At 68.5% G+C, this 4,060-nt stretch carries 3 protein-coding genes; 1 reads left to right on the top strand and 2 read right to left on the bottom strand.

Annotated features, from left to right (window positions below; translation table 11 throughout):
• Positions 1 to 235 precede the first annotated feature (235 nt).
• Positions 236 to 835, top strand: coding sequence for a nicotinamidase (locus AC061S_RS44170; RefSeq protein WP_327252955.1), 600 nt, complete (start codon positions 236 to 238; stop codon positions 833 to 835).
• Between the two features lie 73 nt (positions 836 to 908).
• Here the strand turns inward: AC061S_RS44170 and AC061S_RS44165 are convergent, their stop codons facing one another.
• Together AC061S_RS44165 and AC061S_RS44160 are read right to left on the bottom strand one after the other, a co-directional pair.
• On the bottom strand, positions 909 to 1,268 hold the full coding sequence (locus AC061S_RS44165) for a hypothetical protein (RefSeq protein ID WP_478691530.1): 360 nt from the start codon (positions 1,266 to 1,268) through the stop codon (positions 909 to 911).
• A 111-nt stretch (positions 1,269 to 1,379) separates the two neighbouring features.
• Complete coding sequence (locus AC061S_RS44160) at positions 1,380 to 3,785, bottom strand: immune inhibitor A domain-containing protein (protein ID WP_478691529.1); 2,406 nt, start codon at positions 3,783 to 3,785, stop codon at positions 1,380 to 1,382.
• Between the last annotated feature and the right edge of the window lie 275 nt (positions 3,786 to 4,060).

Genomic DNA, 4,060 nt, shown 5'->3' with positions numbered 1-4,060 from the left:
CCGGCGGGGCAGGATTCGGCTGATGCCGGACGCGACGCGCGGCTGAAATTGCCCGCAGGGCAATTTCAGCCCCGCCCGGGGGCACCTCCCAGCGGTAGCTGGGGGAGTTTGAGGCGCGGGCGCGCAGCGCCCGTACGGGTCTGGGGCGGAGCCCCAGTTTCGGGAAGGGGTGGGGTGGGGGAAGAGCCCCCGCAGGGTCCCCGCCCACCACACACCAAGCCGAAGGGCACCGGACATGCACCGCGCACTGATCGTCGTCGACGTACAGAACGACTTCTGCGAGGGCGGCAGCCTCGCGGTCACCGGCGGAGCCGATATCGCCGCCGCCATCACCGAGCTCATCGGCCAGGCCACCGCCGGGTACCGGCACGTCGTCGCCACCCGCGACCACCACATCGACCCCGGGTCGCACTTCGCACACCCCCCGGCCCAGCCGGACTACGAGACCTCCTGGCCGGTGCACTGCGTCGCCGGGACCGAGGGCGTCGGCTTCCACCCGAACTTCGCGCCCGCCGTCGCCTCGGGGGCCGTGGCCGCCGTCTTCGACAAGGGCGCGTACGAGGCCGCGTACAGCGGTTTCGAGGGCGCGGACGAGAACGGCCGCGGGCTCACGGAGTGGCTGCGCGACCGGCAGGTCACCGAGGTCGACGTGGTCGGCATCGCCACCGACCACTGCGTCAAGGCCACCGCCCTGGACGCGGCCCGCGCGGGGTTCCGTACCCACGTGCTGCTGGACCTGACGGCCGGAGTGGCCCCGCACACCACGACCCGTGCGCTGGCCGAGCTCCGGGAAGCCGGGGTGGAGCTGAGCGGGACCCCGGTGGTGGCCGGCTGACGCCGGGCACCGGCGGGGCCGCCTGCGGGGCTCCTGCGGGGCGGCTCAGCCCCGCCCGCTCGGCCCCGCCCGCTCACCCCAGCAGGGCCCTGATCGGGTGCCACAGCTCCGCCGCCCGGTCCGGCGCACAGCGCCAGAGCAGGCCGTCGGGGTGGTGCAGGACGGCGGTGATCTCGTCCGGGGTGGGCGGCTGGGCGTTGCCGCGCAGGTAGACGGCGCGCAGTCCGAGGTTCCGCAGCCTGGTCAGGGCGCGGGCCCGGTTCACCGCGTGCACCAGCACGCGGACGTTTCCACCGTCGACGCCGCCGTCGACGGCGCGCTCGATACCGCCCCCGACACCGCCCTGGACGGCACCTTCCACGGACGGTCTGGGCAGCGTGAGCGCGACGACCACGCTGCCGCCTGGCAATCGGACGAAACCTCCACCGGGCATGTCTTCATCTCCCCCGTCAATAAGAAACTCAGCCCACGCATCTAAACGCGATCGGCCGCCGCCCGCTAGAGGGCGACGGCCGATCATGCTTTGACCTGCGGTTTTACTGAATTACTTAACGGAGGGGCCGACCTCGACCGTCATGACGAGACCGTCGTAGGTCTCCTTCAGGATCTTGATCTTGGTGTTGGTGTCAGTGACCTTCACCGAGCCGGTCGGGTTCTCGTCGTAGTAGTACTTGCCCTTGTGGTCGTCGAAGACCAGCTGCGCGGCCTTCGGCTTCAGGAACAGCTCCTCACCGTTCTTGTGCAGGGTGATGGCGTCCGTCTTGTACGCGCTGAAGGCGGCGTCGTACGGCTGGATCTTGTTCCGCAGCAGGGTGCCGTCCGACCACTTCATCGGCTTGGCGTTGGCGTCGATCGGGAGGATTAGACCGGAGCCGGGGTGCTGGCTGGTGTTGTTGTCCTTCTGGGAGGTGTCCCACTGCCAGATCAGGAGACCGTCCTGGTAGGCGTAGTGCTCGACCCAGTTCGGCTTGGTGTTGGCGAAGCCGAAGTTGTACGGACCGACCTTGAGGGTCTTGTCGTACGAGACGTAGCGGCGGTTCTCGGCCAGGTAGTACTGGGCGTACTCCTTGGTGAAGCCGCTGCCGACACGGGAGAAGCCCTTGCCGGTCCAGCCGTTGTCGCCGTTCTCGGCACCGTCGGTGAACAGCGTGGCGCCGTCCGCCGTGATGCTGAGCGCGTCGCCCGTGAAGCCCTTGCCGCCCGCGCCGCCGTCCGTCTGGTAGCGGAAGCGGAGGTCGACCTTCTTGCCCGCGTAGGCGTTCAGCGAGTAGTTCAGGTTCTTCCAGCTGCCCGAGACGCCGGTGAGCGACGGGCTGTTGGAGGCGTCGACCGGGATGTCCACGCCGTCGGCGGTGCCGGCCAGCGCGGTCCAGGTGGCGCCACCGTCGGTGGAGACCTCGGTGTACAGGTAGTCGTACTCCGCCTCGATGTCCCACCAGCCCTTGAGGGACAGGGCCGCGGAGGACTTGCCGGTCAGGTCGACCGAGCGGGTGAGGGTGTTCTTGAGGTCGTCACCCATGTTGCTCCACCACTGCGAGGAACCCTCGGCGGGAGCGACGATCTCGGTGGTGACCTTCTTCTTCGGCAGCTCGACGAGGAGCGCCTGCTTGTCCTTGGTGTTGTACGCGGAGACGCCCAGCTTGTGGGTGGACTTCGTCGCGGCCTTGGCCACGTCGTAGTTCAGCCAGCCCAGCTGGAATTTGTCCCAGGCGGTCATGTCGCCCGGGAGGTCGCCTATGGAGTCCTTGCCCTCGCCGAGCCAGGAGCCGGCCGACATCAGGGACCAGAAGCCGACCGAGTTCTCGCCGCCACCGGAGGTGTCGTAGAGGTCGGGCAGGCCCAGGTCGTGGCCGTACTCGTGCGCGAAGACGCCGAGGCCGCCGTTCTCGGGCTGCATCGTGTAGTCGCCGACCCAGATGCCGGTGTTGCCGATCTGGGTGCCGCCGGCCTTGTTGTTGGCCGGGCCGTTCTTGCCGGCCTCGGTGCCGTAGGCGTACCAGCGGTGCGCCCACAGGGCGTTGGTGCCCTGCACGCCGCCGCCGGCCGACTCGTCCTCGCCCGCGTGGACGATCTGGAAGTGGTCGATGTAGCCGTCGGACTCGTTGAAGTTGCCGTCGCCGTCGAAGTCGTAGCGGTCCCAGAGGTCGTACTGGGCCATCTGCGCCTTGATCTGGGCGTCGGTCTTCCCGGCCTTCTTCTGGGCCTCGGCCCAGGCGGTCACGCCGTCCTTGACCGTGTCCCAGACGTTGGAGCAGTTGGACTGGCCGCAGTAGTTCGAGCCGTAACGGGCCTCGTTGTACGGGACCTTGACCCAGTCGGCCACCTCGCCCTCGACCGAGTAGCGGCCCGAGGAGGTCTTCTCGTAGTAGGTCTTCAGCGAGTTCTTGCCGACGCCGGTACCGAAGTACAGGTCCTGGAAGTACGCGCGGTTGAAGTCCTTGCGCCAGGCCGTGCTGTTGTTCGTCGCACGGTCGGGCTGGGCGATCTGGTTGTGCAGCGGACCCGGGGTGCCGCCGTACTTGGGCACGGCCGGCTTGGGGCCGGGGCCGTCCGGGTCGAACATGGTGGTGTTGTCCACCTGGTCGCCGAAGTCGACGAGGATCGTGAAGATCTTGTCGGTCTTCTCGCGGCCGAGCTCGACGTACTTCTTCTCGTCGAGCTTGACAACCTTGGAGGCGCCCCGCTGCTCGACGTCCTTCTTGCCGCTCATCACCTGCTCCAGGGCGGCCTTGCGGGCCTGCTCCTGCTGCTTGCTGAACGGGCCTTCGAGGTCGTGGTCGACCTTCTCCTTGGAAGGAGCGGTCGGGTCCTGGCGGTCCGCGGCAGACACCTTCGCACCCGGGTCTGCCTGGGCCATCGTGAAGGCGGCGCCGGTGGCCGCCGTCGCTGCCAGGGTCACGCCGATTGCGGCGGCGCGCAGCGCTCGTCTTCTGGCCGAGTTGCTGGTCACTTGATGTCGTTCCCCTCCCGCGGCCGCGAAGTGGTGCGGAACTTCTCCGTAGGAGTGGGGGGTTCCGTGCGGCGCGCGTCTCAAGTGACGACATTTGACCGGAGAGTCGCAAGAAAAGACAGACCTTGACTTGTTCCTTACAACTGCACTATGCGGTCACCGAGTTCCGCTATTCGGACGTTCCGCGGCCATAGGGGACGAACGGTACGTCCGGCCCCCATCGGCCCCCCATCAGAGGCCCCCCCCCCCCCCCCCCCCCCCCCCCCCCCCCGGGG

It is taken from the genome of Streptomyces sp. CA189 (assembly GCF_056428985.1).
Note: the sequence above shows the minus strand (reverse complement) of the source record. Positions and strands in the feature narration are given on the sequence as shown.

What these genes read in the sequence shown, in the direction of transcription:
- AC061S_RS44170 (WP_327252955.1), top strand. Translation starts at nt 236, where the DNA reads ATGCACCGCGCACTGATCGTCGTCGACGTACAGAACGACTTCTGCGAG.
- AC061S_RS44165 (WP_478691530.1), bottom strand. Translation starts at nt 1,268, where the DNA reads ATGCCCGGTGGAGGTTTCGTCCGATTGCCAGGCGGCAGCGTGGTCGTC.